The sequence below is a fragment of the Sphingomonas trueperi genome, from assembly GCF_040545965.1.
GTDB lineage: Bacteria > Pseudomonadota > Alphaproteobacteria > Sphingomonadales > Sphingomonadaceae > Sphingomonas > Sphingomonas trueperi_C.
In genome coordinates, this window is sequence record NZ_JBEPMV010000004.1 from 363,550 (window position 1) to 388,149 (window position 24,600).

At 67.8% G+C, this 24,600-nt stretch carries 20 protein-coding genes; 6 read left to right on the forward strand and 14 right to left on the reverse strand.

All coding sequences use genetic code 11. The annotated features are described in order from the left end of the window. The first annotated feature begins 5 nt into the window (after positions 1 to 5). Positions 6 to 2,270: a TonB-dependent receptor gene (locus tag ABIC35_RS13220; protein WP_121072492.1), complete on the forward strand. Its 2,265-nt coding sequence runs from the start codon at positions 6 to 8 to the stop codon at positions 2,268 to 2,270. Positions 2,271 to 2,351: 81 nt separating this feature from the next. On the opposite strand, the gene ABIC35_RS13225 is transcribed toward ABIC35_RS13220, so the two are convergent. The 9 genes from ABIC35_RS13225 to rimP form a co-directional block, all read right to left on the reverse strand. Continuing rightward, positions 2,352 to 2,936 carry a thymidine kinase gene (locus tag ABIC35_RS13225; protein ID WP_121072494.1) on the reverse strand — a complete coding sequence of 195 codons (585 nt, stop codon included), beginning with the start codon at positions 2,934 to 2,936 and terminating at the stop codon, positions 2,352 to 2,354. Beyond that, complete coding sequence (locus tag ABIC35_RS13230; protein WP_183049266.1) at positions 2,936 to 3,325, reverse strand: type II toxin-antitoxin system VapC family toxin; 390 nt, start codon at positions 3,323 to 3,325, stop codon at positions 2,936 to 2,938. Before ABIC35_RS13230 ends, ABIC35_RS13225 begins: the two co-directional genes overlap by 1 nt. Continuing rightward, positions 3,312 to 3,605: an AbrB/MazE/SpoVT family DNA-binding domain-containing protein gene (locus ABIC35_RS13235; protein ID WP_121072498.1), complete on the reverse strand. Its 294-nt coding sequence runs from the start codon at positions 3,603 to 3,605 to the stop codon at positions 3,312 to 3,314. The genes ABIC35_RS13230 and ABIC35_RS13235 overlap by 14 nt, the downstream gene beginning before the upstream one ends. A 31-nt stretch (positions 3,606 to 3,636) precedes the next feature. Further along, a complete protein-coding gene (gene rbfA, locus ABIC35_RS13240; protein WP_121072500.1) occupies positions 3,637 to 4,035 on the reverse strand; it encodes a 30S ribosome-binding factor RbfA in 399 nt (132 codons plus the stop codon). A 148-nt stretch (positions 4,036 to 4,183) separates the two neighbouring features. After that, complete coding sequence (locus ABIC35_RS13245; RefSeq protein WP_354278478.1) at positions 4,184 to 4,294, reverse strand: putative holin-like toxin; 111 nt, start codon at positions 4,292 to 4,294, stop codon at positions 4,184 to 4,186. Positions 4,295 to 4,386: 92 nt separating this feature from the next. Next, positions 4,387 to 7,296 (reverse strand): translation initiation factor IF-2, encoded by a 2,910-nt coding sequence (gene infB / locus ABIC35_RS13250; protein WP_121072502.1) that lies wholly within the window; start codon positions 7,294 to 7,296, stop codon positions 4,387 to 4,389. Between the two features lie 4 nt (positions 7,297 to 7,300). Further along, positions 7,301 to 8,005, reverse strand: coding sequence for a DUF448 domain-containing protein (locus ABIC35_RS13255; RefSeq protein ID WP_121072504.1), 705 nt, complete (start codon positions 8,003 to 8,005; stop codon positions 7,301 to 7,303). Positions 8,006 to 8,062: 57 nt separating this feature from the next. Further along, positions 8,063 to 9,682: a transcription termination factor NusA gene (gene nusA, locus ABIC35_RS13260; RefSeq protein ID WP_121072506.1), complete on the reverse strand. Its 1,620-nt coding sequence runs from the start codon at positions 9,680 to 9,682 to the stop codon at positions 8,063 to 8,065. A gap of 6 nt (positions 9,683 to 9,688) precedes the next feature. Next, positions 9,689 to 10,243, reverse strand: coding sequence for a ribosome maturation protein RimP (gene rimP / locus ABIC35_RS13265; RefSeq protein WP_121072508.1), 555 nt, complete (start codon positions 10,241 to 10,243; stop codon positions 9,689 to 9,691). Between the two features lie 218 nt (positions 10,244 to 10,461). Here rimP and ABIC35_RS13270 point away from each other — a divergent pair, with 218 nt between their 5' ends. Continuing rightward, a complete protein-coding gene (locus tag ABIC35_RS13270) occupies positions 10,462 to 11,742 on the forward strand; it encodes a PQQ-dependent sugar dehydrogenase (RefSeq protein WP_121072510.1) in 1,281 nt (426 codons plus the stop codon). Between the two features lie 44 nt (positions 11,743 to 11,786). On the opposite strand, the gene ABIC35_RS13275 is transcribed toward ABIC35_RS13270, so the two are convergent. Continuing rightward, positions 11,787 to 12,164, reverse strand: a complete 378-nt coding sequence (locus tag ABIC35_RS13275; RefSeq protein WP_121072512.1) for a PaaI family thioesterase — start codon at positions 12,162 to 12,164, stop codon at positions 11,787 to 11,789. Beyond that, positions 12,161 to 12,613, reverse strand: coding sequence for a PaaI family thioesterase (locus ABIC35_RS13280; protein ID WP_121072514.1), 453 nt, complete (start codon positions 12,611 to 12,613; stop codon positions 12,161 to 12,163). Before ABIC35_RS13280 ends, ABIC35_RS13275 begins: the two co-directional genes overlap by 4 nt. 79 nt (positions 12,614 to 12,692) lie before the next feature. On the opposite strand from ABIC35_RS13280, the gene ABIC35_RS13285 reads away from it, so the two are divergent. From ABIC35_RS13285 to ABIC35_RS13295, 3 genes are all read left to right on the forward strand, one after another. After that, the gene (locus tag ABIC35_RS13285) at positions 12,693 to 13,469 is read left to right on the forward strand and encodes a crotonase/enoyl-CoA hydratase family protein (protein ID WP_121072516.1); all 777 of its coding nucleotides are present in this window, start codon (positions 12,693 to 12,695) and stop codon (positions 13,467 to 13,469) included. Between the two features lie 123 nt (positions 13,470 to 13,592). After that, a complete protein-coding gene (gene aroC / locus ABIC35_RS13290) occupies positions 13,593 to 14,663 on the forward strand; it encodes a chorismate synthase (RefSeq protein ID WP_121072518.1) in 1,071 nt (356 codons plus the stop codon). A gap of 124 nt (positions 14,664 to 14,787) precedes the next feature. Beyond that, positions 14,788 to 15,120 carry a hypothetical protein gene (locus ABIC35_RS13295; protein WP_183049267.1) on the forward strand — a complete coding sequence of 111 codons (333 nt, stop codon included), beginning with the start codon at positions 14,788 to 14,790 and terminating at the stop codon, positions 15,118 to 15,120. Between the two features lie 96 nt (positions 15,121 to 15,216). On the opposite strand, the gene ABIC35_RS13300 is transcribed toward ABIC35_RS13295, so the two are convergent. Further along, positions 15,217 to 16,506 carry an adenylosuccinate synthase gene (locus ABIC35_RS13300; RefSeq protein WP_121072520.1) on the reverse strand — a complete coding sequence of 430 codons (1,290 nt, stop codon included), beginning with the start codon at positions 16,504 to 16,506 and terminating at the stop codon, positions 15,217 to 15,219. A gap of 142 nt (positions 16,507 to 16,648) precedes the next feature. Beyond that, positions 16,649 to 20,029 carry a PAS domain-containing protein gene (locus tag ABIC35_RS13305; protein ID WP_354278479.1) on the reverse strand — a complete coding sequence of 1,127 codons (3,381 nt, stop codon included), beginning with the start codon at positions 20,027 to 20,029 and terminating at the stop codon, positions 16,649 to 16,651. A gap of 106 nt (positions 20,030 to 20,135) precedes the next feature. On the opposite strand from ABIC35_RS13305, the gene ABIC35_RS13310 reads away from it, so the two are divergent. Then, entirely contained in the window at positions 20,136 to 21,143 is a 1,008-nt protein-coding gene (locus ABIC35_RS13310; protein ID WP_121072522.1) for a fumarylacetoacetate hydrolase family protein, read from the forward strand. 42 nt (positions 21,144 to 21,185) lie between these two features. On the opposite strand, the gene ABIC35_RS13315 is transcribed toward ABIC35_RS13310, so the two are convergent. Then, positions 21,186 to 24,596 carry an error-prone DNA polymerase gene (locus ABIC35_RS13315; RefSeq protein ID WP_121072524.1) on the reverse strand — a complete coding sequence of 1,137 codons (3,411 nt, stop codon included), beginning with the start codon at positions 24,594 to 24,596 and terminating at the stop codon, positions 21,186 to 21,188. Positions 24,597 to 24,600: the final 4 nt, after the last annotated feature.

Here is a 24,600-nt window from a genome sequence, read left to right on the forward strand (position 1 = left end):
CAGCCATGACCACTTCCGCCCTTCTTCGCGGCCTGCTGCTCGCCAGCGCCGCGCTCACCGCGCCCTCGGCACTCGCCGCCAGCCACGAAACGCCCGCACCCGTCCAAGGCGCCCAGCCCGAGGACGCCGCGCCGCAGCAGGCCGGCGAGATCGTCGTCACCGCGCAGCGCCGCACCGAAGCCGCCAAGGACGTCCCCGTCGCCGTCACCGCGATCGGCGGCGAGAAGCTCGACGTGCTCAACTCTTCGGGCCTCGACATCCGCTTCCTCTCGGCGCGCACGCCCAGCCTTCAGATCGAAAGCTCGTTCGGCCGCACCTTCCCGCGCTTCTACATCCGCGGCCTGGGCAACACGGATTTCGATCCCAACGCTGCGCAGCCGGTGTCGGTGGTGTACGACAATGTGGCGCTCGAGAACCCGATGCTGAAGGCCTTCCCGGCGTTCGACCTCGCCCGCGTCGAAGTGCTGCGCGGTCCCCAGGGCACGCTGTTCGGCCGCAACACGCCGGCCGGCGTGGTGAAGCTCGAATCGCAGCGTCCGACCGACAAGTATGAAGCGCAGGGCAGCGTCAGCTGGGCGACCTACAACACGATCAACGCCGATCTCGCGCTCAACGCACCGCTGGGCAACGGCTTCGCGCTGCGCGTCTCGGGCCTGGTCCAGCACCGCGACAATTGGGTGGTGAACGACAGCACCAGCAAGCTCAGCGTCGCCAACCGCAAGCTCGAAGGCTATACCGATCGCGCCGGCCGCGTGCAGCTGTCCTACACCAGCGGCGACTTCAACGCGCTGATCAACGTCCATGGCCGCGACCTCGAAGGCACGCCCCGCGTGTTCCGCGCCGGCCTGTTCCAGCAGGGCTCGAACAACTTCTCGGCGGGCTTCGACCCCAAGCACGTCAAGCTCGACGGCTATACCAGCCAGTGGCTCGAGCAGTGGGGCGGCAACCTGCAGCTCGACTATCACTTCGAGGGTCTGGGCACGCTCTACTCGGTAACCGCCTACGAGCGCGCCAAGGTGCAGAGCACCGGCGACGTCGACGGCGGCGACAACTACACCTTCCCGGCGCTGGGCCTGAACAACGCCCTGTTCCCGTCGAACACCGGCGGCATCACGAGCCCCAAGGAGTTCAGCCAGGAACTTCGCTTCGCAACCGACCAGTTCGGTGCGTTCCGCGGCCAGGCCGGTGTCTATTATTTCGACCAGAACCTCGATTACAGCGAATATGGCTATGATCTGGGCGGCGGCGCGCAGAACCAGAATATCGGCCATGTGAACATCAATGAAAATATCGGCGTATTCGCCTCGGGCGAGTTCAAGGCGACCGATGCGCTGACGCTGCGCGCCGGCGTGCGCTACTCGCATGACCGCAAGAACGATGTGATCACCGGCTTCGGCCCGCTGACCGGCGGCCTCACCCTGCCGCTGCAGACCAAGGTCAAGGGCGAGGCGGTGACCTGGGACGCCAGCGCCACCTATGCGCTGACCCCCGACGTCAACGTCTACGCACGCTTCGCCACCGGTTACTTGGGCCCGGCGATCCAGGACCGCGTGACCTTCGGTTCGGTGCCGACCACCGCAGGCAAGCAGTTCACCAAGTCGGCCGAAGTGGGCGTGAAGGGCGCGCTTCCGGCCAAGGGCCTGAACTATGCGCTGACCGGCTACTGGTTCCGCACCGATGACCTGCAGCTGACCGCGGTGGGCGGCGCGAGCAATGCCAACCAGCTGCTCTCGGCCGATCACGTCAACGGCTATGGCGTCGAGGCGGAGTTCAGCTACCGCCCGGTCCGCGGGCTCGATCTCACCGCCAGCGGCAGCTACAACTTCACCCAGATCCGCGATCCCAAGCTGGTCGTGGCGGCCTGCGGCTCGCTGTGCACGATGACCGATCCGACCTTCACCGTCGGCACCAGCACCTTCGCGCGGATCGACGGCAACCGCCTACCCCAGGCGCCGCGCTTCGTGCTCAACGCCACCGCGCGCTACGGCGTGCCGCTGGCCAATGGCGGCGAGGTCTACGCCTATACCGACTGGGCGTATCGCAGCGATATCAACTACTTCCTCTACGAGGCGAAGGAGTTCCGCGGGCGTTCGCTGCTCGAGGGCGGTCTGCGCATCGGCTACCGCGCGCCGCAGGGCTATGAGGTGGCGGCGTTCGCCCGCAACATCCTCAACCAGATCCGCGCGCAGAGCGCGATCGACTTCAACAACCTGACCGGCATGATCAACGAGCCGCGCATCATCGGCGGCGAGATCCGCTTCCACTTCTGATCGGAGGTGCGGGGAGCGATCCCCGCATGCTTCATAGCGGAAGGGCGTCGCGGGGAGATCCTCGCGGCGCCCTTTTCCGTATCAGCCGATCGCGCCGCGCCGCTCGACGAAATGGCGGCGGCAGAGCGCGACATAGCGGTCGTTGCCGCCGATCTCGCGCTGCTCGCCCTCGCGCACGGCCCGCCCCTCGGCATCGACGCGCAGGTTCATCGTCGCCTTGCGCCCGCATTCGCAGACCGACTTGATCTCGACCAGCGAGTCCGCGATCGCCAGCAGCGCCGCCGCGCCCTCGAACAACACGCCCCGGAAATCGGTGCGCAGCCCGTAGCAGAGCACGGGCACCTCATCCTTGTCGCACACTGCCGCCAGTTGCCGCACCTGCGCGGCGGAGAGGAACTGCGCTTCATCCACCAGCACGCAGGCGAGCGGCGCCGAGAAATGGGCATCCTGGACGATCGTGCGCAGGTCGGTGGTGCCGTCGAACGGGATCGCATCGGCATGGATGCCGAGCCGCGAGTCGATAACGCCGTGTCCGCCCCGATCATGCACGCCGGCAGTGAACAGCAAGGTGCGCATGCCGCGCTCGCGGTAGTTGAAATCGGCCTGGAGGAGCGTGGTCGATTTCCCCGCGTTCATCGAGGCATAGTAGAAATAGAGCTTGGCCATCAGGCGAGGGTCTCGATGGTGACCGGAGAATTGGAACCGGCGGCACGTTCTATGCCCCGGTCGAACGTCACGAAGCTGGTGGCAGGGCCGACCGCGAGCAAATGGAACATGTCGGCCATGTCGGCGCCTTGTGCGACACGGTCGAGTGCCCAAGCCAGTGCGGCGCTATCCTCCACCTGGACGGTGGGCAGATCCATCAGGTCGCGTAGGGCGCGGGTCACCGCGTCGAGGGGCTGGCGATAGCGCGATCGCAGCAACCACCCGAGTTCGAGCAGCACGCTGTTCGACACATAGACGGGGCTACGCAGCACCTCGCCGGCCGCTGCGGCTTGCGCCGGATCATCGCCAATCAGGAACCGGGCAAGGACGTTGGTATCAACGGCGCGCACGATCGTCCCGCGCACCCGCTACGTCCGCCGCAGCTTCCCTAGTGGCGTGGTTCATTTCTTCGATGCTGATCGGCGGTCCATCGTACCGCAGCGTCGCGCGAAGCGAAGCGGTGATTTCCTCGAACGACCGGCCGGATTTGGTCACGATCGGGCGCAGCACGATCGATGCGCCGCTGCGAACCACCTCCAGCTGCTGACCGGGCAGAAACCCGAGCGCGTCCCGAACCTCCTTCGGGATCACCACCTGGCCTTTCGCAGAGAGCGTCGTCGTAGCGTTCATGTAGGTAAGATGCGTCTTACCACCTACGGAGTCAATCTTCGTCCCCGCCCAGGTCCCGCGCCACGTTGGGCGCACGGAGCAACTGGTCGATATGGCTGCCCTCGTCGAAGCTCTCGTCCGCGAGGAACTTGAGCTTGGCTGCATATTTCATCTTCACCCGGTGCGCGACTTCGCGCTGGAGGAAGGCGGTGTTGGTGCGCAGCGCCTTCAGCACCGCCTCCTCGTCCTTGCCGAGCAGCGGCTTCACGAACACCGTCGCATGGCGCAGATCGGGCGACATGCGCACCTCGGTCACCGAGACCAGGTGCTTCGCCAACACCTCGTCGTGCACGTCGCCGCGCTGGAGGATTTCGCTGAGGATATGGCGCACCTGTTCGCCCACGCGCAGCACGCGGACGGAGCGGGTTTCATCGGTGTCGTTCTGGCGCATCTTGTGATTCTGACCGGTTTTCGCTATCTAAAGAGCACTGCAACTGTGACCGTTGGTACAACGTCACCTCCTGAGCCCGGGTGTTCCAGCGCCCGGGCTCAAAGCATTTTGGGCTCCCGGCGTTCCAGCACCGAGAGCCCGCACTGGGTTACTTGCGGCTTAGCTCAATGAGCTTCGCCACCAATCCGAGCAACGCGACGATGAACGTCGCGAAACCCAGAACCAGACCTGCAACTGTTTCTATTGGCACATGAACCACCTCCTTTCCGGCCGCAGGTGCAGCCGGAAAGGAAGCGTATCACAGGCGAGGCCGGCGAGGAACAAAAGGTGTCCATCGGCAGCCCTGCCCCATTACAGCGTACGTTCGCGCAGCTCGACTTCGTAGGTTTCGAGGTAATCGCCGGCCTTGATGTCCACGAAGTTCTGCGTGAACGTCACACCGCATTCGAGACCTGCGCGCACTTCGGCCACGTCGTCCTTGAACCTACGCAGCGACGCGATCTCGCCGGTGTAGATGATGACGTCGTTGCGCGTGATGCGTGCCTTGAGCGCCTTGCGGATGAAGCCGTCGACGACCAGCAGACCGGCTGCCTTGCCGTGCTTGCCCGCCGAGAAGACTTCCTTGATCTCGGCGCGGCCGACGACCGTTTCGAAGGCTTCCGGACCAAGCTCGCCCGCCATGCCGGCGCGGATCTCGTCCGTCAGGTCATAGATGACGTCGTAATACTTCAGCGCCACCTTGTTCCGCTCGGCGATCTCGCGCGCCTTGGCATTGGCACGGACGTTGAAGCCGATGATCGGCGCGCCGCTCGCCGAAGCCAGCGCCACGTCGCTCTCGGTGATGCCGCCGACGCCCGAGTGCAGGATACGCACGCGGATGTCGTCGTTGCCCAGCTTGCTGAGCGCACCCACGATCGCCTCGGTCGAACCCTGCGTGTCGGCCTTGACCACCACCGGATACTCGATCGCCTGCTTGTCCTTGAGCGCGGAGAACATGCTCTCGAGGCTCGCCGGTGCCTGGGTGGTGCGCTTCTGGAGCAGCACGCCCTGGCGGTATTCGGCGACCTCGCGGGCACGCGCCTCGCTCTCGACCACCTGCATCGGATCGCCGGCCGACGGCACGCCCGAGATGCCGAGCACCTCGACCGGCATCGCCGGACCCGCTTCCTTGATCTGGCGACCCTTGTCGTCGATCATCGCACGGACCTTGCCGCTCTCTGCGCCGACGACGAACACGTCGCCCACGCGCAGCGTGCCGCGGTTGACGAGGATCGTCGCGACCGGGCCGCGGCCCTTGTCGAGCTTCGCCTCGATCACGGTGCCTTCGGCCTCGCGATCGGGGTTGGCGCGCAGTTCGAGCAGTTCGGCCTGGAGCTGGATCTTCTCGATCAGTGCGTCGAGGCCGATCTTCTTGAGCGCCGAGACTTCGACGTTCTGGACGTCGCCGCCCATCTCTTCGACGATCACCTCATGCTCGAGCAGACGCTCGCGCACGCGCTGCGGGTTGGCGCTGTCGAGGTCGACCTTGTTGATCGCCACGATCATCGGCACGCCGGCCGCCTTGGTGTGGTTGATCGCCTCGATCGTCTGCGGCATCAGCCCGTCGTTCGCGGCCACCACCAGCACCACGATGTCGGTGACGTTGGCACCACGTGCGCGCATCTCCGAGAAGGCTTCGTGGCCCGGCGTGTCGAGGAAGGTGATCTTCGACTTGTCCTTCAGGGTAACCTGATAGGCGCCGATATGCTGGGTGATGCCGCCGGCTTCGCCGCGCACCACATCGGTGCCGCGCAGCGCGTCGAGCAGCGAGGTCTTGCCGTGATCGACGTGACCCATGATCGTGACGACCGGCGGACGCGGCTGCAGCTTGTCCTCGGGATCGAGCTCGGTATCGATCTGGAGATCGACGTCGCTCTCGCTGACGCGCTGCACGTTATGGCCGAAATCGGTGACCAGCAGTTCGGCGGTATCCTGGTCGATCGACTGATTGACCGTGACCATCATGCCCATCTTGAACAGGGCCTTCACCAAGTCCGCGCCCTTTTCGGCCATGCGGTTGGCGAGTTCCTGCACGGTGATGGCGTCCGGCACCACCACGTCGCGGACCTGCTTGATCTGCGGCTCGCGCGGGCCGCCATAGGAGCGGCGATGCTCCTTTTCACGCGCGCGCTTCAGCGCCGCGAGGCTGCGCGCACGCGCACCATCGTCGCCACCAAGCGCACGGGTGACGGTGAGCTTGCCAGACTGGCGGCGATCGTCGCCCTTGCGGTCGCGCGACGGCTTGGCCGGATCGGCACCCGGGCGGCGCGGCGCGGCGCCGGGACCCGAGGGGGCCGGACGCGCGGCACCGGCGCCAGCGGCGGGACGCTGCTGGTTCTGGTTCTGCTGCGGTGCCTGCTGCGTCTGCTGGGTCGCGGCAGGGGCTGCCTGCTGCGGCTCGGGCTTGGGCTGCGGCTTGGGAATTTCCGGACGCACGACCGGCGTGAAGCGACGCGGCGCAGGGAGCGACGCATCGAGCTGCAGCGTGATCGGACCCTGCGGGATCGGACGACGCGGCGGCTGCGCGGGCGCGGCCGGCTTGGGGGCTGCGGCCTGCGGCTGGGCAGGCTTGGGCGCTGCCGGCTGCTGCGGGGCAGCGGCCTGCGGGGCTGCCGGAGCAGTTGCGGGCGCGGGTGCAGGCGTCGGCTCCGGCGTCGGAGCAGGCGCGGCGGCCGGAGCCTCCGCTACCACTTCCGGCTTCGGTTCCGGGGCGGGCGCAGGGGCAGGCGTCGGCTCGGGCGCGGCGGCTTCGGCCGGGGCGGCAGCCGCCTCGGTCTGGGCACGCGCACGCTCTTCGGCGCGGCGACGCTCTTCTTCCTGCGCTTCGGCGCGGAGGCGATCGTCGCGACGACGGCTTTCCTCCAGCGCCTGCATGCGCTGTTCCTCGGCCTCGCGGAGCAGCTTGGCCTGGCGCTCCTGCGGCGAGAGATTGTCCATCGGCTTGCGCGGCGGCTGGGCAGCCGGGCGCGGTGCCTGCTGCGGGGCAGCGGCGCGGGGAGCCTGAGCAGCCGGAGCCTCGGGCGCAGCGGCAGGGGCCGGCGTCGACTCGTCGATCGGCGCACCCTGCGGGCCGAGAACACGGCGACGCTTGACCTCCACGACCACGGTGTTGGAACGGCCATGGCTGAAGCTCTGCTTCACCTTGCCGGTTTCCACCGTGCGCTTCAGACCCAGCGGTGCGCGCATGCCCAGTTTCGGCTTGTCGTTTTCGGTGTCGCTCATGCGGCTACTCAAGTTCCTCGATAATGTTCGTCGTCAATGGCACGGCGGACGGCAAAGCCGATGCGCCTTGCGATGCGGAATCGCAAGACACGGGATCAGGTTCGGGTCCGATAAAGTGCAGCCAGCGATCGAGCGCTTCGCTCGTCCGTTGCGCCGCCCGGGCGTCGATGAGTCCGGCGTGTACCACATTTTCGCGGCCTAACGCCAAGGACAATATGGTGCGCGAGACCGGCAATGTTAAGCCCTTGAGGGAAGAACCTTCCCGATCCGAGCCAACCCGCCACGCCTGCGCAAGCTTTCGGCTGCCGTCGTCGCGTGCATCGGATGCGTGGAGCAGCAGATGGAGTCGGCCGCTGCGCGCAGCCTTTTCGATGCGCTCGGCGCCGATCACCACATAGCCGGCCTTCGCCTCCAGCCCCAGCCGGTCGAGCGCGGCGCGCTGGAGCTGGGCGGCGATCCGGTCTTCCAGATCGTCGGGAATGCGGATCTCGCCGGTGCGGAAGCTGCGCGAGAGGGCCCCGCGAAGCTTGCCCTTGTCGCGCGACGCCGTCAGCCCCGCCTTGTCGACGGAAATCCAGGCACCGCGGCCGGGGGCCTTGGCACGGATGTCGGGCAGCACTTCGCCCTCGGGCGAAAGCACGAGTCGGATCAGCCCTTCCCGCGGCGATTCCTCGCGCGACAGGATGCAGGTACGGACCGCGTCGGTCATCGTCCCCTCCCGTTGCCGAGAGGGGGGATGACCAATGCCAATGTCAGTCGGCGCGTATCATTGTTCGGAGTCCGCAATTGCGTCCTCCTCGCCTGCTTCCGCAGGTTCTTCATCGGCGAACCAATGGGCGCGGGCCGCCATGATGATCTCGTTGCCCTGTTCGTCGCTCAGGCCATATTCCGCCAGGATGCCGCCCTTGGGCTCCTTGCGGGGGGTGTCGTCGCCGCGGCGACGCGGTTCGGCGCGCTTCTTTTCGACCAGCTCGTCGGTCGCCAGGTCGGCGAGGTCGTCGAGCGTCTTGATGCCCGCCTTGCCGAGCGTGACCAGCATCGCTTCGGTGAGGTACGGCATGGTGGTCAGCGCATCGTCGACGCCCAGCGCGCGGCGCTCCTCGCGATTGGCTTCCTCGCGGCGCTCCAGCGCTTCCTGGGCGCGGTTCTGGAGTTCCTGCGCGAGGTCTTCGTCGAAGCCCTCGATCGTCGCCAGTTCCTCGACCTCGACATAGGCCACTTCTTCCAGCGCGCCGAAGCCTTCGGCGACCAGCAGCTGGGCCAGCGTCTCGTCGACGTCGAGCTCGTTCTGGAACATCTCCGAACGCTCGACGAATTCCTTCTGGCGCTTCTCGCTCGCATCCGCCTCGGTGAGGATGTCGATCGCCTTGCCGGTCAGCTGCGACGCCAGGCGCACATTCTGGCCGCGACGGCCGATGGCGAGGCTCAGCTGATCGTCGGGGACGACCACTTCGATTCGATCCTCTTCCTCGTCGATCACGACGCGGCTAACATTCGCCGGCTGCAGCGCGTTGACGACGAAGGTTGCGGTGTCCGGGGACCAGGGGATGATGTCGATCTTCTCGCCCTGCATTTCCTGCACGACGGCCTGCACGCGGCTGCCCTTCATGCCGACGCAGGCGCCGACCGGATCGATCGAGCCGTCATGGCTGATCACGCCGATCTTGGCGCGGCTGCCCGGATCGCGGGCGGCGGCCTTGATCTCGATGATGCCGTCGTAGATTTCGGGCACTTCCTGCGCGAACAGCTTCTTCATGAACTCGGGGTGCGCCCGGCTCAGGAAGATCTGCGGCCCGCGGTTCTCGCGGCGGACGTTGAGCACCACCGAGCGGACGCGATCGCCGACGCGCACCACTTCGCGCGGGATCTGCTGGTCGCGGCGGATCACGCCTTCGGCGCGGCCCAGGTCGACGACGACATGGCCGAACTCGACGCGCTTCACCACACCGGTGATGATCTCGTTCACCCGGTCCTTGAACTCGTCATACTGGCGCTCGCGCTCGGCGTCGCGGACCTTCTGGAAGATGATCTGCTTCGAGGCCTGCGCCTGGATGCGGCCGAACTCGATCGGAGGCAGCGGATCGACGATGAAGTCACCGACCTTGGCGCCCTTCTGGAGCTTCTCGGCGCCCTTCAGGTCGACCTGCTTGAAATAGTCGTCGACCTGCTCGACCACTTCGACGACGCGCCACAGGCGGAGGTCGCCCGAGACCGGATCGAGCTTCGCGCGAATGTCGTTCTCGACGCCGTAGCGGTTCTTCGCGGCGCGCTGGATCGCATCTTCCATCGCCTCGATGACGATGGCCTTGTCGATCAGCTTTTCCTTCGCGACCGAATCGGCGATCGCGAGCAGCTCGGCCTTGTTGGCAGAAATGGCGGTGGCCATCCGGGCTTATCCTTCTACTTCGATAATCTTGTCGGCGCCCTCGGCAGAGAGCGGCGCGGTGGCGGCGATCAGGCGATCGGTCATCGTCAGCTTGGCATCCTCGATCGCCGCGAACGGCAGCACATGGTGCGCCTCGTCCTGCGTCACGATCGTGATGGTCGCGGCGTCCGCATCGATGCCGGCGAGATCGCCCTTGAACTGCTTGCGCCCGTCGAGCTTCTCGGCGAGCGTAATGCGGGCCTCATGGCCCTTCCAGTCGGCGAAATCCTGCAGCCGCGTGAGCGGCCGGTCGATGCCCGGCGAGCTAACTTCCAGCCGATAGGCATGATCGATCGGGTCGCGGCCCTCGGCTTCCAGCCGGTCGAGCAGATCCGAGATGCGGCGCGACAGATCGGCGCAATCGTCGATCGTCAGCTGGCGCGTATCGGGGCGCTCGGCCATGATCTGCAGCGTGGGATCGCTCTGGCCGCCGAACAGCTTCACGCGCACCAGGGCAAAGCCCAGCGCCTGCGCCTCGGTTTCGATCATCTTGGCCAGTTCGGCGAGATTCGCCACACACATCTCCGGTTGAAATCAAGCAGCTTCGGTGCCGGTGCCTGGTGGCGCCGACCTCGATCATGTTTGACGATGTCCGAGAAAGCATCCGCGATATACGCAATCGTGTGGCGCGGAGCAAGGGGGCGGCTCGCTACTTGCATCTTTTCGCGGACGAAAGTCGTTGCAACACGTTGCAAAACCGGCTGCGTTCGTGGCCGAACCATCGCCGGAGAGGATTCCCCATGCCCCGTTCGCTGCTGCTGATCCCGATCTTGTTCGCCGCTGCCTGCTCGTCGCCCGGCTCCAATGCCCAGCAGCCGACGGGCGCCACCGCCACGCCGACACCGTTGCCGGTGCCGAGCGGCACCCCCGCGCCGCTGCCCGCCGGCGTGCCGTTCACCGCGATCCGCGTCGCGGATTTCGATTCGCCCTTCGCGCTCGCCTTCCTGCCCGATGGTGCCGCGCTGGTGACCGAGAAGGCTGGCCAGCTGCAATATTGGGAGGTCAACCAGAAGGCGCAGGCAGTAACCGGCGTGCCCAAGGTCGCCGCCGGCGGCCAGGGCGGCCTGCTCGACGTGGCGCCCGCCCCGGACTTCGCCAGCAGCAACACGATCTACTTCACCTATTCGGAGCCGCGTGCCAACGGCAGCGCGCTGGCGCTCGCCCGCGCCAAGCTCACCCGCGGCAAGGCGATGGCGCCGCGACTCGACAATGTGGAAGTGCTGTTCCGCTCTGGCGCGGACGGTGACGGCGGCCAGTTCGGCGCGGTCATTGCCTTCGCGCCGGACGGCAAGTCGCTGTTCCTGTCTTCCGGCGAGCGCCAGCGCTTCACCCCCGCGCAGGACCCCAACCAGGCGATCGGCAAGATCCTGCACCTGACGCTCGACGGCAAACCCGCTTCCGACAACCCGGACGCGGGCAAGGTCGGCGCTACTAGCGTGCAGGTCATCGATCCGCCCGAGGACACCGAAGCCGCCAAGACCGCCAAGGGCCGCCCCTTCGCCTTCGACGGCCCCAACCCGGCACCGGCCTCGATCTGGAGCAGCGGCCATCGCAATCCCTACGGCCTCGTCTTCGATGCCTCCGGCAACCTGTGGGAGCACGAGATGGGCCCGCAGGGCGGCGACGAGCTCAACCTGATCGTCAAGGGCCGCAACTATGGCTGGCCCAACGTCTCGTTCGGCGAGAATTACAACAACAAGCCGATCCCCAAGCCCAAGGCCGGCGACGGCTATGAACTGCCCAAGCTCTACTGGGTGCCGTCGATCTCGCCTTCGGGGCTGATCTATTACACCGGCAGCGAGTTCCCGCAGTGGAAGGGCTCGCTGCTGATGGGCGCAATGTCCGGCCAGGCCCTGATCCGCATCGCGCTCGACGGCACCAATGCCCGCAAGGCCGACCAGTGGGACACGGGGATGCGCATCCGCGACGTGGCGCAGGGGCCGGACGGCTCGCTCTGGCTGCTGCAGGACGGCGCCAAGGGCGATGGCGGCTGGCTGATGCGGGTGAGCCCGAAGAAGTGAGGCCGTGAAATTCCTCCCCGGGCGCAGCTCGGGGAGGAGTTGCATTACCGAACGATCAGGAAGTTCATCCGCGCGGCGGCGATCGGCCGGTCTTCCTCGTCCTGCCACGCCACCGCGCTGACATTCGCCACCCGATTGCCCAGCCGCGTGACCGTGCCCTTGGCCCGCGTCTCCTTCTCGCGCCCGCCGCGCATGTAGTCGACGGTGACGTTGACCGGCTTCACCTTGGCCCCGCCTTCCGCCTCCAGCGCCTGGAGCAGCGCGCCGACCGCTGCCATCTCGAGCAGCCCGCCGATCGCGCCGCCATGCAGGAATCCCGGTCGACCGACCACATCGCCCGAAAACGGCATCACCAGCACCGGCGCATCGGCACCCGGCTCGACGGTAAGTCCCAGCAGCTCTGCATAAGGAGGCAGCTTCACCAGTATCCCTCCGCCGCCATGAAGGTGCCCGCGACATGCGCCAGCGGATCCGCCGGATCACCGTCATGCGCCTGGCCGCGCACGAACGCGATCGAGCGGGTGAGCCGGTAGCATTCGCACCGTCCGATCACCGTCTGCCCAGTGCGCGCAGGCCGCAGATAGTCGATCCGCAGGTCGAGCGTCGCATGCGGCAGGAACTTGCCCACCTTCAGCCACACCGCGACGCTGCTCGCCATGTCCATCAGCGCCAGGATCGGGCCCGAGGCGAGCACGCCGGTCTCCTCCTGTCCGACCAGATCGGCGCGCCAGGGCAGCTCAAGCTCGGACCAGTGCTCGCCATGGTCGCGGTGCGCGACGCCCAGGCGGCTGCCATGGTTGGGAAAACGGAGCGCGAAGAAGGCGCGCGGATCGAACCGGGGCGGCGCCGCGGGATCGCTGGGTTGGGACATACCCACTTTTCTAGCGCCACCGTCTTGCCCGCGCAAATGCTTCGCCGCACACTGCCCGCGAGCGAGAGAGGATACCGAAATGAGCGAGCGCGTGACGTGGACCATCGAGGACGGCGTGGCCGATGTACGGCTCAACCGGCCGGACAAGATGAACGCGCTAGACCCCGCCATGATCGAAGGCCTGCTGGCGGCGATCGACACGCTCGGCCAGACACCGAGCGTGCGCGCGGTGGTGCTTTCGGGCGAAGGTCGCGCCTTTTGCGCCGGGCTCGACATGGCGAGCATGGCCAATGTCGGCAGCGGCGTCGACATCGCGGCGCGGACGCACGGCCTTGCGAACAGCTACCAACAGGTCGCCTGGGGCTGGCGGACGCTGCCGGTGCCGGTGATCGCTGCGGTGCACGGCGTTGCATTCGGCGGCGGGCTGCAGATCGCGAGCGGTGCAGACATGCGGATCGCCTCACCCGACACCCGGCTGTCGGTGATGGAGCTGAAATGGGGCATCGTGCCCGACATGGCGGGCTTCGTGCTCTGGCGCGGCACCGTGCGCGACGACGTGCTGCGCGAGCTGACCTACACTGCCCGCGAGTTCGACGCGGCGGAGGCGCAAGGCTTCGGCTTCGTCACCCGACTGGCCGACGATCCGCACGCCGAAGCCCTCGCGCTCGCCCATGCCATCGCCGGCCGCAACCCGGACGCGATCCGCGCCGCCAAGCGTCTCGCCAACCATGAAGGCGACGCTGCCGCCGTGCTGCTGGCCGAAAGCGTCGAGCAGGCGGCGCTGCTGCGCACGCCCAACCAGATCGAGGCAGTGATGGCCAACCTGCAGAAGCGCAGCCCCCAGTTCCGCGACTAGCGCGCCCATACCGCAGCTTCAAAAGACCGCGCCGCTCGCCCCGCCTCTGCCGAACGGGTTGCAGCCGCGCGCGACACCTGCGAAACGGCCCGTGGTTTCAACCCAGACGGAGGGCGTGCGCCGATGTCGTTCAACAGCTTCGGTCGCGTGTTCCGCTTCACCACCTGGGGCGAGAGCCATGGCCCCGCGCTCGGCGCCGTGGTCGACGGTTGCCCGCCGGGGCTGAACCTGACCGAAGCGGACATCCAGCCCTTCCTCGATCGCCGGCGCCCCGGCCAGTCACGCTTCACCACCCAGCGGCAGGAGCCGGACCAGGTCCGCATCCTCTCCGGCGTATTCGAGGGCCGCACCACCGGCACGCCGATCGCGCTGCACATCGACAATGTCGACCAGCGCTCCAAGGACTATTCGGACGTCGCCAAGGCCTATCGCCCCGGCCATGCCGATTATGCCTATGATCAGAAATACGGCTTCCGCGACTATCGCGGCGGCGGCCGTTCGTCGGCCCGCGAGACGGCAGCCCGCGTAGCAGCCGGCGCGGTTGCGCGGCTGGTGATCCCGGAAGTGACGATCACCGCCTGGGTCGAGGCGATCGGCGGCGACACAATCGACTATGCGAAGTTCGAAGCCGCCGAGATCGGCAACAACCCGTTTTTCTGCCCCGATCCCGACGCCGCGCAGCGCTGGGAAGCGCTGGTCGATGCTGCCCGCAAGGACGGCTCGTCGCTCGGCGCCGTCGTCGCGTGCGAGGCGACCGGCGTGCCCGCAGGCTGGGGCGCGCCGCTCTACGCCAAGCTCGACAGCGAACTGGCGGCGGCGTGCATGTCGATCAACGCCGTCAAGGGCTTCGAGATCGGCGATGGCTTCGCGGCGGCAGCGTTGCGCGGCGAGGAGAATGCCGATGCGATGCGGCCGCGCGGCGATGGCGGCGTCGATTTCCTCGCCAACCATGCGGGCGGCATCGCGGGCGGCATCGCAACCGGCCAGCCGGTGCGGATGCGGGTGGCGTTCAAGCCGACCAGCTCGATCCTTATCCCGGTCGAGACCGTCACCCGCGAGGGCGAGGCGAGCGAGATCCGCACCAAGGGCCGTCACGATCCCTGCGTCGGCATCCGCGGCGTGCCCGTGGTCGAAGCAATGGTCGCCCTGGTACTGGCGGACCAGAAATTGCTGCATCGGGCGCAGGTCGGCTGATCTTGCGCTCGACTCGCCCCTGACCCGTTCGCTTTTATCGATTAATCGAAATCAGCTGGTGAGACTTGTTGGGCATTTGATGGTTAACCTTGTGTTGGCATAATCAACAGAAGGATGCCGTGTAATGTATATCAAGACCATTCTCGCCGCTGCTACGCTGATCGCCGCGCCGGCCGCCTTCGCGCAGCAGACCACGCCGGGCCAGACGACGCCGGGCGGCTCCACGATGGACCAGAGCACCACGCCGGGCCAGCCGTCGACCTCGCCGACCGATCCGTCGATGAACCCGTCGACCACGACGACGCCGGGCGGCACCACCGGTTCGGGCACGATGAACACGCCGGACTCGTCCTCGACCACGACGACGACCTCGCCCACCGACCCGAGCGCCAGCACGACCGGCACCACCACGGGTGACCAGACCGGCGACAAGCCGAAGCGCAAGCGTCCGCGCTAAGAAGCGGTAGCTCGGCGGGGGGCCTTTCCCCCTTTCAGCCCCGCGCCTTGAGCTCCGATGCGCCCGGCCCTCCCCCGAGGGCCGGGCGTTTTCGCGTCAGTCCGCGAAGGGATCGCGGACGAGGATAGTGTCCTCGCGCTCGGGGCTGGTCGAGACCAGCGCGACCGGGCACTGGATCAGCTCTTCCACACGGCGGATGTACTTGATGGCCTGCGCTGGCAGATCGGCCCAGCTGCGCGCGCCGAAGGTCGATTCGGACCAGCCTTCCATCGTCTCGTAGATCGGCTCCACCGCCGCCTGGTCGGGCGCGCTGGCGGGATAATAGTCGAGCACCTCACCGTTTAGACGATAGCCGGTGCAGACCTGGATCTCCTCGAACCCGTCGAGCACGTCGAGCTTGGTCAGCGCGATGCCGGTGATGCCCGAGACCGCGACCGACTGGCGCAGCAACACCGCGTCGAGCCAGCCGCAACGGCGCTTACGGCCCGTGACCGTGCCGAACTCATGGCCGCGCGTGCCGAGCCGCTCGCCCACTTCGTTGTCCAGCTCGCTCGGGAACGGGCCCGATCCGACGCGGGTGGTATAGGCCTTGGCGATGCCGAGCACGAAGCCCACGGCGCCCGGTCCCATGCCGCTGCCGCTCGCCGCGGTGCCCGACACGGTGTTGGACGAGGTGACGAACGGGTAGGTGCCATGGTCGATGTCGAGCAGTACGCCCTGCGCGCCTTCGAACAGGATGCGGCGGCCACGCGAACGGGCCTCGTTGAGCATCTTCCACACCGGCTGGACGAAGGGCAGCACGAAGCCGGCGATTGCGCGCAGCTCGTTCAGCAGGCCCTCGCGGTCGATCGGCGGCTGGCCGAAGCCGGCGCGCAGCGCATCGTGGTGCGCGGCGAGGCGATCGACCTGCGGCCCGATCGCGTCGAGATTGGCGAGGTCGCACACCCGGATGGCGCGGCGGCCGACCTTGTCCTCATAGGCCGGGCCGATGCCGCGGCGGGTGGTGCCGATCTTGCCGGCGCCGCTGGCATCCTCGCGCAGCGCGTCGAGATCGCGGTGGAAGGGCAGGATCAGCGGGCAGGTATCGGCGATCTTGAGCGTGTCCGGGTTCACGCCGACGCCCTGGTCGCGCAGCTTCTCGACTTCTGCCTTGAGCGCCCAGGGATCGAGCACCACGCCGTTGCCGATCACGCTGGGCGTGCCGCGCACGATGCCCGAGGGAAGCAGCGAGAGCTTGTAGACTTTTTCGCCGATCACCAGCGTGTGGCCGGCATTGTGCCCGCCCTGGAAGCGAACCACCACATCGGCGCGCTCGGCGAGCCAGTCGACGATCTTGCCCTTGCCTTCGTCACCCCATTGGGCGCCGATCACTGCCACATTTGCCATGGATACACGTCCTCCGCCTGCCGGGCGGACCCTGGCCGCCCTTCGACAGGACTCGGCGGCAGGGACTGGTCAACCGGACGCGTCGCCCGAAGCCGCGGCGCGAATGGCGAACGCGGGGCCCAAGGTCAAGCCTTTCCTGCCGTCACCCGTCCAGTGCGGCGCGGATCGCGGTGGCCAGCGCGGCGATGTCGAACGGCTTGGGCAGGATATGCTCGTCCTCGCTTGCCGACGGCGAATCGGGGGCATAGCCGCTGGTGAGCAGCACCTTGAGATCGGGCATGCGTTCGCGGACCCTCGTCGCCAGTTCGCGGCCGCTCATCTCGGGCATCACCACGTCGCTGAACAGCAGCGAAACCTTCTGCCCGCGTTCGAGCAGCCGCAGCGCCTCGATCCCGTCGCGCGCGAACACCACGCCGTAGCCGAGCTCGCGGAGCGCCTCGACCGAATAGGTGCGCACCCGGTCCTCGTCCTCGACGACGAGAATCACTTCGTTGGATTGCCCGCGCGGCAGTTGGCGCGTGACGCCGCTTGCGGCGGGCGTCGGCACCGCCTCGGGCTGGGCCGGCAGCAGCACCCGCACGCAGGTGCCCTGCCCGGGCGCGCTCTCGATCGTGACATGCCCGCCCGACTGGCGGACGAAGCCAAACACCTGGCTGAGCCCCAGCCCGGTACCCTTGCCGACACCCTTGGTGGTGAAGAACGGATCGAAGGCGCGCGCCGCCACCTCCGGCGGCATGCCGACGCCGGTATCGCGGATGCGGATCTCGACATAGTCGCCCGCCGCGATCTCGTAGCGGCCTGCTTCTTCGGCGCCGATCCCCACCTGCTCGGTCTCGATCGTCAGCGTGCCGCCCTCGGGCATCGCGTCACGACCGTTGACCGCGAGATTGAGCACGACATTCTCGAGCTGGTTGCGATCCGCCACCACCGGATCGAGCTGGCGGGCGAATTGGGTCTCGATCACCACGCCTTCGCCCAGCGTGCGCACCAGCAGCTCGATCATCCCGCCAAGCATGTCGTTGACGTCGAGCGCGGTCGGCGCGAGCGGCTGGCGACGGGAGAAGGCGAGCAGCCGCTGGGTCAGCGCCGCCGCGCGGCTCGCCCCGTCGCGCGCTGCGATCAGATAGCGGTCGATATCGGTGCGTCCCTGCGCAACCCGGCGCTCCATCAAATCGAGCGCGCCGATCACCACCGCCAGCATATTGTTGAAATCGTGTGCGATCCCTCCGGTCAGCTGGCCCACCGCCTCCATCTTCTGCGCCTGGCGGAGCTGTGCCTCAGCGGCCATCAGCCGTTCGGTACGCTCGCGGACGGCCGCCTCGAGCTCCTCGCGCGAACGGGCGAGCACTTCGCGCGCATCGACAATGTCCTGGATATCGGTGCTGGTGCCGAACCAGCGGACGATGCGACCGGTCTCGTCGCGCAACGGCTGCGCGCGGCCCAGCGCCCAGCGATAGATGCCGCTGTGGTGCCGCAAGCGATATTCGATGCGGTACAGGTCGCCGGTGCGGATGCAATGCTGCCAGGCCGCCGCTGCGCGCCGCTGGTCGCCCGGATGCAGCACCTGCCCCCAGGCATGGCCGTCGGTGCTGCCGCGCTCCACGCCGGTATAATCGTACCAGCGGTCATTGTAGAAATCGACCGCGCCCTCAGCATCGGCGGACCAGACCATGTGATCGATCGAATTGGTGATCGCGCGGAACTGCGCCTCGCTCTCGCGCAGCGCCAGCACCGCATCGGCGCGCTCGACCGAATCCCAGGTGGTCTCGACTACCGTCTCGACGAAGGCGATCTCTTCGGGCCGCCATGCGCGCGGCCCCGCGCCGTTGGCGTAGAAGGTCGCCACCCATTGCCCACCCCGCAGCAGCGGCACGCCGATCGCCGAGGGCGAGAGCTTGCTCAGTTCGGTATGTGGGAATTCGGCGCTGCTGTCGTCGAAGGTGACAGTGCGGCCCTGGCGGTAGCGCTCGACCAGCGGGGCCACCGCATCCAGCCGCCATTGCCCGGCGAACTTGGGCAGGCTGCCATCGGTCCAGCACGGGCCGAGATGAATCACCTCCCCCGCCACGCGGTAGAAGCCGACGCGCGCGAGCCCCAGCTTCGCGCCCAGCTCGGCGGCGGTGAGCTCCATGATCGCATCGGGCGTATCGAGCGCGCGCTGGCGCTCGGCGAGGCCGTGCAGGAAGGACTGCGATTCGGTGGCCGAGCGCAGATCCTCGGCCGCCTCCTGCGCGGCTTCCTCGGCCAGCTTGCGATCGGTGATGTCGAAGCTCACCCCGGGAAAGCGGACCGGCCGCCCCTCGGCATCGAAGGTGCAGCGGCCTTGCGTCAGCAGCCAGCGGACCTCGCCATCGGCGCGCACCACGCGGAATTCGAGCTTGAGCGGCGCGCGATCGGCGATCGACTGGCGCACCTCCAGCGCGATGCGCACGCGATCGTCGGGATGGATGAAGTTGAGCACCGCATCGAACGCGCCGCCATGGGCGACGCGCTCGGGATCGATGCCGAACAGCGCGGCGAAGCGTTCGTCGCCGGTCACCCGGCCGCTTTCCGCCGTCCAGTCCCAGGTGCCGATCCCGGTCGATGCGTTGAGTGCGAGCTGCAGCCGCTCCTCGCTCCGCCGCAACGCTTCTTCGGCGGTCGCGCGCTCGGTAATGTCGGCAGCGGAAATGAAGATGCCGGTACTTGCGCCGAGCGGATCCTTGATCGGCTGGAAGGCGAAATCGAGCACGCGGCGCTCCGGCGCGGCGTCCGCCCGACGCTGCAGCATCACCTCGCGGCCCAGTGCACGATAGGGCTCGCCGCTGCGATAGACGCCGTCGAGGATCTCGACATAGCCCTGCTCGACCACTTCGGGCAGCGCCTCGGCGACCAAACGCCCCACCACCGCTTCGCGGCCGACCAGTTCCAGATAGGCGGGATTGGCAAGGACGAATCGGTGTTCCGGGCCGTCCAGCAGCGCCACCGCGCCGGGCGCCTGCTGGAAATACTCCCGCAGTCGCTCGATCTCCGCCTGTCTGGCGCGCTCGGCGAGCACCACCCGCGTCGTCTCGTTGCCCTGGTTGAGGATGCCCAGCACGCGCCCCTCGGCATCGCGGATCGGCGTGAAGCTGTAGTTCCACCAGCTATCGCGCGGCACCCCGTCGCGTTCGATGCGCAGCAGCTGGTCATAGACGGCGAAGCCGCGGCCGGTGGCGACCACCTCGTCCATCTGCGGCCCCACCACGTCCCAGATGTCGGCCCATACCTCGCCGCCCGGGCGGCCGAGCGCCCAGGGATGCCGCTCGCCGGGGATTGGTGCCCAAGCATCGTTGTAGAGCAGGCGGAACTCGGGGCCCCAGTAGAGCGCTTTGGGGAAGCGCGAGGCCAGCATCATGTCGACGGTGATGCGCAGCGGCTCGCACCAGGTGTCGGGCGTACCGAATGGATGACCCGACCAGTCGAACGTGCGGATACGTTCGGCCATCTCGCCGCCATGATCCAGAAAGCGAAGCGGCGCGGCCATGTGCAATTCGTTGATCATGGCCCACCCCGAAGTCAATGCGACTGGGCAAAATACGTAGCAAAGGGTTACGGTTCCGTGGCGAGCGAAGTTGCCCTATGGCGACCGCCGAAGGAGATGGTGTCAAATGAAACTAGCCAGCCTCAAGCAGGGCCGCGACGGCAAGCTCGTCGTCGTCTCGAACGATCTCGCCTGGTGCGCGGATGCCAGCCACATCGCCCCCACGCTGCAGGCGGCGCTGGACGATTGGGAGCGGGTGGAAGGCGATCTGCGCAACCTCGCCACCGATCTCGAGCACGAGACCATCCCGATGATGCGCTTCCACGAGCGCCAGGCATCGGCCCCCCTGCCCCGCGCCTATCAATGGGCGGACGGCTCGGCCTATGTGAATCATGTCGCGCTGGTCCGGCAGGCGCGCGGCGCCGAGCTGCCGGAGAGCTTCTGGCAGGATCCGCTGATGTACCAGGGAGGCTCTGACGGCTTCCTCGGGCCGCGTGATTCGATCCCGCTCAAGGACGAGAGCTGGGGCTGCGACCTGGAGGCCGAGGTGGTGGTGGTCACCGGCGACGTGCCGCTGGGTGCCAGCCGCGAAGAGGCGCTGGCGGCGGTGAAGCTGGTCGGCCTGACCAACGACGTGAGCTTGCGCAACCTGATCCCGGGCGAACTCGCCAAGGGCTTCGGCTTCTTCCAGTCCAAGCCGGCCAGCGCCTTCTCGCCGGTGTTCGTGACGCCGGACTCACTGGGCGACTGGTGGCAGGACGGCAAGCTCCACCGCACGCTGATGGTCGACCTCAACGGCAAGCCCTTCGGCCGGGTCGAGGCGGGCGAGGACATGACCTTCGATTTCGGCACGCTGATCGCCCATGCGGCGAAGACGCGGGCGCTGGGCGCGGGCACGATCATCGGATCGGGCACCGTCTCCAACCGCGATGCCGATGGCGGCCCGGGCAAGCCGATCGGCGAGGGCGGAAAGGGCTACTGCTGCCTGGCCGAGGTCCGCACCGTCGAGACGATCCTGCGGGGCGCGGCCGAAACGCCGTTCCTCAAGCCCGGCGACACGATCCGCATCTGGGCGGAGGACGACAAGCACCACCCGATCTTCGGCACGATCGAGCAGACGGTGGTGGCGGGCTGATCCGCGCGGGAGCGGCGTCCACCGCGGCCGCCGTTCCCGGCATCAGTGGAAATCGTGCGACTTGATCGGGATGATGTCCTCGCGGCGCGAGGGCCAGCTCTCGGGCGTGCGCTGCTTCGGATAGGCTTGGGCGGGATCGCTCGATCGGGTCACCTTGCGGTCGCGCGAATCGATCGTGCCGCCATGCGTCGCGCCGTCGCCCGGCATCGTCATCCGCGGCAGGTCGATTGCGCCGACACTGCGCAGCAGGTCGGTGAGGTCGGTGATCGTCTCGGCGATCAGGTGCAGCACCTCGCCCTCGCGCTGGAGGCGTCCTCGCACGGAAATCATCGGCGCGGCGAGGATGATCGGGCGGTAGAGCGCGAAGCGCGCCGGCCAGACGATCGCGTTGGCGATGCCGGTCTCGTCCTCCAGCGTCAGGAAGATGCTCTTGGCGCTGCCCGGCTTCTGGCGGACGAGCACGATGCCGGCCACCTCCACCCGCGCGCCGTCCTTGAGCGTCTTGAGGTCGCCGCACGGCCGGATGCGCCGCGCCGCCAGCGTGCCGCGGAGGAAGTGGAGCGGGTGGGCGCGGAGACTCAGCTGGGTGGCGCGGTAATCCTCGACCACTTCGCACCCCGCGGTGAGCGGGGTGAGCGTCACCGCGGGCTCGGCGGCCTGGATCGGCCCCTCGATCCCGGCGAACAGCGGCAGCGGTGCCTGATCGAGCGCCTTGATCGCCCAGAGCGCCTGGCGGCGGTCCTGCCCGAAGGCGCGGAAGCCATCGGCGCGCGCGAGCTTCTCCAGCGCGGCGGGGGACACCCGGGCACGGCGCCACACATCCTCGATCGAGGTGAAGGGCCGCTCGGCACGCGCGGCGAGGATCGCGTCTGCATCGCGCGCGGACAGCCCCTGCACCACCCGCATGCCGAGGCGAAGGGGAAGGTAACCCAGATCCTCCCCGGAACGGGGACGGGGACCGCCGCCGAAGGCGGTGGTGGAGGGGGAGCCCGGCAGGGGATGCCCGTGTGGCGCCCCCCCTCCATCATGTGCTGGCGCACATGGTCGCCCTTCCTGTTCCGGGGAGGATTTTAGGACTCGCGTATCCCAGTCGCTGTCGTTGACGCACACCGCGCGCACCTCGACCCCATGCTCGCGCGCGTCGCGGACGATCTGCGCCGGCGCGTAGAAGCCCATCGGCTGGGCGTTGAGCAGCGCCGCGCAGAAGATGTCCGGATGGTGGCACTTCATCCAGCTCGACGCATAGGCGATCTTGGCGAAGCTGGCCGCGTGGCTCTCGGGAAAGCCGTAGCTGCCGAAGCCCTCGATCTGCTTGAAGGTCCGCTCGGCGAAGTCTTGCGTGTAGCCCTTCTTCAGCATCCCGCTGATCATCTTCTCCTTGAAATGCGTGACGCCGCCGGTCGACTTGAACGTCGCCATCGCGCGGCGCAACGCATCGGCCTCGGCCGGCTCGAACCCCGCGCCGACGATGGCGACCTTCATTGCCTGCTCCTGGAACAGCGGCACGCCGAAGGTCTTGTCGAGCACGTCCTTCAGTTCCTCGCTCGGATACTCGACCTTCTCCTTGCCCTCGCGCCGGCGCAGATAGGGGTGGACCATGTCGCCCTGGATCGGCCCCGGCCGCACGATCGCGACCTGGATGACGAGGTCGTAGAACACCTTGGGCTTCAGCCGCGGCAGCATCGACATCTGCGCCCGGCTCTCGATCTGGAAGGTGCCGAGCGTGTCGGCCTTCTGGATCATCGCGAAGGTGGCGGGATCATCCTCCTGCATCGCGTCCGAGGCGAGCGTCAGCTTCACCCCCTTGTGCTGCTCGAGCAGATCGAACGCCCGCCGCATGCAGCCGAGCATGCCGAGCCCGAGAATGTCGACCTTCATCAGGCCGAGCGTCTCGATATCGTCCTTCTCCCATTCGATCACCCGCCGGTCGACCATCGCGGCCGGCTCGATCGGCACGATCTCGTCGAGGTTCGCCTGCGCCAGCACGAAGCCGCCGGGGTGCTGCGAGCGATGCCGCGGCGTGCCGATCAGCTGGCGGGCGAGGTCCAGCGTCAGCGCCAGCCGCGGTTCGCTGGCGTCGAGATTGAGCGCCGCAGCATCGGCCTCGCTCACGCCTTCGTTGGACCAGCCCCAGACCTGCCCCGCCAGCCCCGCCGTCACGTCCTCGGACAACCCGAGCGCCTTCCCCACCTCGCGCACCGCCCCGCGCGTGCGATAGCGGCTGACCACCGCGGTGAGCGCGGCATGGCGCGCGCCATAGGTTTCGTAGATCCACTGGATCACTTCCTCACGCCGCTCATGCTCGAAATCGACGTCGATATCGGGGGGCTCGTCGCGGTCCTCGGAAATGAACCGCTCGAACAGCAATTTGTGCACGACCGGATCGATCGAGGTGACGCCGAGCAGGAAGCAAATCAGTGAATTGGCCGCACTCCCCCGGCCCTGGCACAGGATCTCCTGCGCGCGGGCGAAGCGGACGATCGAATGGACGGTGAGGAAATAGGGCGCATAGCCGAATTTCTCGACCAGCCGCAGCTCCTTCTCGAGCAGCTCGGCATAGGCCGGCGGCGGCCCTTCCGGAAACTTCGCGGCGAGCGCATCGCGCGCGAGCTTGGCCAGCGCTTCCTGCGGGCTGCGGCCGGACATCACTACTTCGTCGGGGTAGCGATAAAGCGTGCCTAGCTCGCGCGGATTGAAGCTGCAGCGCTCGACCACCGCTTCCACCGCCTGCAGCGCCTCGGGCCAGGCGGCGAAGCGGCGCGCCATTTCGTGCGGGGGCTTCAAGTGCCGATCGGCGCTGCGGGCGCGGCGGAAACCGAGATCGTCGACCGTGGTGGTGTGGCGGATCGCGGTCATCACGTCGTGCAGCATTCGCCGGTCGGGATGATGGTAGAGCACGTCGCCGGTGGCGAGCGGGGTCAGCCCGTGCGCCGCGGCGGCCTCCGCCAGCCCATGCAGCCGCACCGCCTCCTGTGGACGGCGATGGCGGGTGAGCGTGACATGGCCGCGATCCCCAAACACATCCGCCATCCAGCGCAGCGCCGCCGGGTCGCCGCTATCCGCCATGCCGGGCACCAGCGCGGCGACGAGGCCGTCCGCATGCCCCGCGACATCCTCCCAATGGAGGAAGCACTGCCCCTTCTCGCCATGCTGCGCATCCGCCCGCGCCTTGCCGATGCTGAGCAGCCGGGTAAGCCGCGACCAGGCGGCGAGGTCCTCGGGCCAGACCAGCACCCCGCTGCCGTCGGTCAGGTCCAGCCGGCAGCCGGTGACGAGCCGCACGCCGGTCTCCTCCGCCGCGACCAGCCCGCGCACGATTCCGCCGACGCTGTTATGGTCAGTGATGCCGAGCGCCGGCATGCCATAGGCCGCCGCCGCCTCGAACAGCTCGGAGGGCGCGGAGGCGCCGCGCAGGAAGGAATAATGGCTGGTGACCTGGAGTTCGGAATACATGGCC